This window comes from Burkholderia sp. TSV86, from assembly GCF_001522865.1.
GTDB lineage: Bacteria > Pseudomonadota > Gammaproteobacteria > Burkholderiales > Burkholderiaceae > Burkholderia.
Map to the genome: position 1 here is coordinate 1 of NZ_LOWB01000086.1, position 5,253 is coordinate 5,253.

Consider the following 5,253-nt stretch of genomic DNA (forward strand, 5'->3'; position numbering starts at 1 on the left):
CTATCGGCAGTTTGAGGACGTCGCCAAGGCGGCCTGACTCAAACAAATCGGTCTCCGATGAACCCGGGGCGATTCAGTTCCTTAAATCGGTAGAAGCTGTCGCGCGAGTAACCCATCACGCGACAGGCCTGGCTGACGTTGCCGAGCTGCCGGGCCAACTCGAGTATGCCGACCTTGGCACGAATTACCTTCTGCTCCTGAGTCATGGTGGACTCCTTGCTGTTCGCGGCGCGCATTGCCGCTACGGGCTACGCCCTTCGCGCCAATGCGCGCCAGCATGAAAAACCAACCACTGTCAGATTTAGTCTAGTCCACCGCACGTCAACCGCCGGATATGCAAGATCGCGCTGAAGCGCGTGTTCGAAAATCATCGTAGTCCTTCTTAAATCATCGAGAATCTCGCGGCATGCGTGTTATTGTAGATCGTCAACTTTCTTGCTCGGCGAATCACTTTCCGGTTCTGACGTGACTCGCAGAAGAATTTGATGACTTCGGGAAACTGAACCACCTCTTGTACATGACTCGGACATGACTCACTTCGCCACGCCCCTTCTCGCCGTTGCTACCTTCGTCGTATCGGTCGCTGCGTCGAGCGCATTCGCCCGGCAGTCCGATGCGACTGCGATAACGACGACGGCCATCCCGACCCAAACCACGGCATCGGCCTATAACCACCCGTCCAAAGCGATTCTCGATGTGATGCTTGCAGCGCCGCCGCCGATACCGGTTATCAGTCCGACCGCCGATCGGGCACTGCTCGTCACCAAGCAGGAATATCCATCCATCACGCGCGTGGCGACACCGTTCCTGCGGCTCGCCGGCGTGCGCATCGAACCGACCAACCGCAGCCGACACGATACCCCCGGTGGTTACGGCATCCCGTCCTGCGCAACGCGCTTCGAACTATTGCCGTTCTCAAGTGCTACGCCGCGACCGGTCGCGCTGCCGGACGGCGTCTGCGCAACGTTCCCGAAGTGGAGTGCCGACGGCAAGCGCTTCGCGTTCGAGAATGCGACAGCACATTCGGTCGAGCTGTGGGTCGGTGACGGCGACACTGGCGCGGTCCGTAAAATTCCCGGCGTGCAGCTGAACCCGATGTTCGGTGACGAACTGCAATGGATGCCCAACCAGACCACGCTGCTCGTCAAGCTGGTGCCCGCGCACAGCGGGCCGCCGCCCGCCGCGGCACAGACGTCGGTTGGCCCGAGTATCCAGGAATCCGACGGCCAGCGCGGCCAGAGCAGCACCTACGAGACGCGCGACACGCTCAGGGACGTACAGGACGAAGCGCTGTTCGACTATTACGGTGCCGCGCAACTTACGCTGGTCGACGCCCGCACGGCCGCCATCACGCCGCTCGGCGCGCCTGCGCTGTACGACGGTGTCGCACCGGCACCCGATGGACGACACGTGTTTGTGTCCACTATCCATCGGCCGTACTCGTACGTCACCACCGCCGTGCGCTTTCCGCACGATGACACGGTATGGGACCTTGCGAACCCCGAACACATTGTGACTCACCCGATCGCGTCGCGTCCCTTGGCCGACCGGGTGCCGATTGCCGGCGTGCCGGTCGGGCCGCGCGACTTCTCGTGGCGCCCGACCGAACCGGCCACGTTGATATGGGCAGAAGCGCTCGACGGCGGCGACTGGAACGCGGACGTGCCGGAGCGCGACAAGGTGATGATGCTCAAGGCGCCATTCGACGCGCCACCGCGTGAGGTGACGCGACTCGATCAGCGCTATGCGGGTCTTGCATGGACATCACAGCCGGACCTCGCGTTGCTTTCTGAGTACGACTACAATCGTCACTGGCGACGCACCTTCATGGTCGACGTCGACGCGCCCCAGGTCACGCAGCGCGTGCTGTGGGATATGTCGACCCACGAGCGATATGCAAATCCCGGCACGCCGGTAAAGCGAATGCAGCCGAATGGCTTTCCGGTGATCCGCGTCGATGACGGCGCGATCTTCCTCAAGGGGGCAGGCGCTTCACCGGTCGGCAATCGGCCGTTTCTTGACCGACTTGACCTCAAGACGCTCAAGACAGAGCGTCTGTTCCGCAGCGACAAACGCGCCCTCGAATCTTTTGTCGCGTTCACCGGCAACGGCACGCAGTCGTTCCTGACCTGGCACCAGTCGCCGATCGATCCGCCGAACCTGTTTGAACGCACGCTCGGTGTCCCAGTTGACGCACCCGCCGGCGAAGCCCGCTACGCTTCGAGCACAATGGCGCTCACCCATTTCATCGATGCGACACCGGAGGTCCGTCAGATCAAGAAGCGCCTTGTCAAATACAAGCGCGCCGACGGGGTCGATCTCTCGTTCACCCTCTATACGCCGCCCGGTTACCAGGAAGGCACACGCGTGCCCGCGATTCTGTATGCCTATCCGCTTGATTATGCGCAAGCGGCGACGGCTGGCCAGGTAAGCGGTTCTGAGCAGACTTTCACGCGTCTAAAGAATTACCGACTGATGTTGCTGGCCGGCTACGCGATCATCGACAACGTGTCGTTCCCGATCATCGGCGATCCACAGCGCGCGTACGACACCTACAACGAACAGCTCGTCGCCGACGCCAAGGCCGCAGTCGACGAGGCGGTGCGGCTAGGCGTCGTGGATCCGGACCGCATCGGCGTAACGGGCCATAGCCATGGCGCGCTGATGACCGTCAATCTGCTCGCACATACGAATCTGTTTCGTGCCGGCGTGGCAACAAGCGGCTCCTACAACAAGACGCTGACGCCGTTTGGTTTCCAGAACGAGCGGCGCGCAGTCTGGCAAGCTCAGGACGTTTATCTGAAGGTGTCGCCGTTCTTCTATGCCGACCGACTAAAGACACCGTTGCTGATCGTGCATGGCACGGACGATGCGAATCCGGGCACCACGCCGCTTCAGGCGACACTGCTATACGAGGCCCTGCGCGGAAACGGCGGTACCACGCGACTGGTGATGCTGCCGCACGAACCGCACTGGTATTCGGCACTTGAATCGAACGAACAACTCGTGTATGAAATGCAGCGCTGGTTCGATCGCTACGTAAAGAACGCGCCTGCGCGAACGGCTGTTGCGCAGTCTGCGGCTACCGCTGATGTAGCGTCGGTCACATCGAGCACAACGTCACACGCGCAATGAGGTGACGGCCCCGCCGGTGGCAAGCGACATCGCGCGTCACCGGCGGGGCGAAGTGATCATGCTGTTGAAGTCTGTTAATTCTGCTACTGGGTGCATTAAGGACGGCTGCATAAGGCTGCTGAATCCGTTGGCCCCAAAAAAAGCCCTGGCATCAGCCAGGGCATGCAAGACCACACGCATTGGAGGACACGCGCGGCACGGAACAGCCCGAGAAGGCCGTTGGGCAGTGTAAGCGTATGCCGGCGCGTGGGCGAGCAAAGCGTGCCGAGGTGTGGCGCATGCGCATTTAACAATTTAACATAAATACATTAGCGCAGGTTTTTATTGTAGTGCCTCGATCAACAATAGCTGGACTACCGGTTTACAATCGACTGGTAGTCTGTACAATAATAGGCGCTGATCCAAAACCCTCGTCAGCGTCAGCTGACCCCCCCGGGAGCGACACCAATGCGATCCGAACATTTGTGCATGGTGTTCCGGTTCGCCTCGCGCGCGAACGGCTACCCCGACACGCTCGGCTACGGCCCGCAGTTCGAGGCAGTCGTGCAGGCATGGCGGCCGGAGCTGGACGCGAGCCACTGACGGAGATCCATATGGCAACCGAAACCATCGACCAAAAGACCCTGACCCAGCTTGTAGAGGCCGGCGCGGTGCGCGCGGCGCACGTCGTCGGCCACGGCAACGGCTGGACGATCGCGGCGCGCTACGGCCTGACCGAGCGCTTTCTGGCGGCCAAGCGCGGCGACGTGCGCGTATTCCGCAAGCTTGAAACGCTGGTGAGCTTCCTGCGCGACATGGGCATCAGCCGGTTCGACGTCGACGCGGCCGGCTTCGATCCGAGCGCCGGCGGCCCAACCCGGCCCGACCGGTCGGCCGCGCTCAAGGAGGCGCACGCCGCGCGCGCGTATGACAAGTGGTTCCGCGAGCAGGTGCAGCAGGCGATGGACGATCCGCGCCCGCGGCTTCCCCACGCGGAGGTGCAGCAACGGATGGAGGCGAAGAAGGCGTCCTTGCGAAAGCAGCTCGCGCGCGGGGCTAAATGATCGTCGAATGGAACCCGCAGGCGAGCGAAGATCGCGACAGGATTTTTGATTACATCGCGGCCGACAATCCCGGCGCCGCGCTTGAGCTGGATGACCGGATCGGCGAGCTGACCAGCGCCCTGCCCGAGCATCCCGAGCTGTACAAGCCCGGCCGCGTGCGCGGCACCCGTGAAATGGTCCTCACGCCCAACCATGTGCTGGTCTACCGGGTCGAGCGGCCGGCCGGCGTAATCGAGATCGTGCGCATCATCGGCGCGCGCCAGGACTACCCGAAGGGCAAGTGAAAATGAGGGCGTCGACCACGCGCGGGGTCGTGTTTCACGATTATCAAAATTCTGTCGCAATCAAGAATCCGGCGATCCTTGCCGCGAATTTTTTGCCGAACCAAAAATGGCGTCAATCTTCGGTGTCCAGGTCGAACAGCGCGCGATCGCCTGAGCGGGACACGTATTCGTCCATCATCGCCCGGAAATCGGCTTCGTCCCACTCGCCCCGATCGAGGCGTCGAAGGATCGCTTCGCCGGCGAGCATCACCTTGCGTTCGCGATCCGCGCGAGTCTGTTTGACCTGCTGACGCTGTGCCTTGGCCGCCGCCTTGCGCGCGTCCTTGATTTCCTGCAGGCGTTCGTCGGTGGCCGCCGGGCGGCGTTTGCGTAGCGTCATGCGCGACCTCCGGATCGAGGTTTCCCTGCCCGTGCCGGGCGACGATCCGGTAGCCGCCGCAGCGTGAGCTGCAGCGCGAACGGACAGTGCTGCTTCGTCATTTCTGACTCCTCGGTTCAAGTGGATAAAGTGTCCACCAAACCGGGGTAAGACCAATCGTCGACTTGCCCTTCGGAGCCACTGAACACGCATACCTCGATGCGACCGTCCCGGAAGACGTCCACCTCGACGCGCATCCCAACCACGGCAATCGACACCAGCACCGTATCCGGCCGATTGCGGCTCAGGGTGTAGTGAATCTTCGCGGCGTCAAGCCGATCGAGAAGGTCGAGAATTGAATCGCCCCGGGTTCATCGGAGACCGATTTGTTTGAGTCAGGCCGCCTTGGCGACGTCCTCAAACTGCCGATAGT

At 62.0% G+C, this 5,253-nt stretch carries 5 protein-coding genes and 1 pseudogene; 4 read left to right on the forward strand and 2 right to left on the reverse strand.

Annotated elements, in window-relative coordinates:
* Nucleotides 1-62 precede the first annotated feature (62 nt).
* Nucleotides 63-206 (reverse strand): annotated as a pseudogene (locus tag WS68_RS15875) (helix-turn-helix domain-containing protein); the annotation flags it as partial.
* Between the two features lie 322 nt (nt 207-528).
* On the opposite strand from WS68_RS15875, the gene WS68_RS15880 reads away from it, so the two are divergent.
* The 4 genes from WS68_RS15880 (at nt 529) to WS68_RS15890 (ending at nt 4,462) form a co-directional block, all read left to right on the forward strand.
* Nucleotides 529-3,135 carry a S9 family peptidase gene (locus WS68_RS15880; protein WP_059571725.1) on the forward strand — a complete coding sequence of 869 codons (2,607 nt, stop codon included), beginning with the start codon at nt 529-531 and terminating at the stop codon, nt 3,133-3,135.
* Nucleotides 3,136-3,582: 447 nt separating this feature from the next.
* A complete protein-coding gene (locus WS68_RS29280) occupies nt 3,583-3,717 on the forward strand; it encodes a hypothetical protein (RefSeq protein ID WP_269434548.1) in 135 nt (44 codons plus the stop codon).
* A gap of 11 nt (nt 3,718-3,728) precedes the next feature.
* On the forward strand, nt 3,729-4,178 hold the full coding sequence (locus tag WS68_RS15885) for an antitoxin PaaA2 family protein (protein ID WP_059571726.1): 450 nt from the start codon (nt 3,729-3,731) through the stop codon (nt 4,176-4,178).
* The gene (locus tag WS68_RS15890; protein WP_059571727.1) at nt 4,175-4,462 is read left to right on the forward strand and encodes a type II toxin-antitoxin system RelE/ParE family toxin; all 288 of its coding nucleotides are present in this window, start codon (nt 4,175-4,177) and stop codon (nt 4,460-4,462) included. The genes WS68_RS15885 and WS68_RS15890 overlap by 4 nt, the downstream gene beginning before the upstream one ends.
* Nucleotides 4,463-4,574: 112 nt before the next feature.
* On the opposite strand, the gene WS68_RS15895 is transcribed toward WS68_RS15890, so the two are convergent.
* Entirely contained in the window at nt 4,575-4,841 is a 267-nt protein-coding gene (locus WS68_RS15895) for a hypothetical protein (protein WP_059571728.1), read from the reverse strand.
* Nucleotides 4,842-5,253: the final 412 nt, after the last annotated feature.

Excerpts from the sequence above, each read along its gene's own strand:
- WS68_RS15885 (WP_059571726.1), top strand. The coding sequence starts at position 3,729 with ATGGCAACCGAAACCATCGACCAAAAGACCCTGACCCAGCTTGTAGAG.
- WS68_RS15880 (WP_059571725.1), top strand. The coding sequence starts at position 529 with ATGACTCACTTCGCCACGCCCCTTCTCGCCGTTGCTACCTTCGTCGTA.
- WS68_RS15890 (WP_059571727.1), top strand. The coding sequence starts at position 4,175 with ATGATCGTCGAATGGAACCCGCAGGCGAGCGAAGATCGCGACAGGATT.
- WS68_RS15895 (WP_059571728.1), bottom strand. The coding sequence starts at position 4,841 with ATGACGCTACGCAAACGCCGCCCGGCGGCCACCGACGAACGCCTGCAG.
- WS68_RS29280 (WP_269434548.1), top strand. The coding sequence starts at position 3,583 with ATGCGATCCGAACATTTGTGCATGGTGTTCCGGTTCGCCTCGCGCGCG.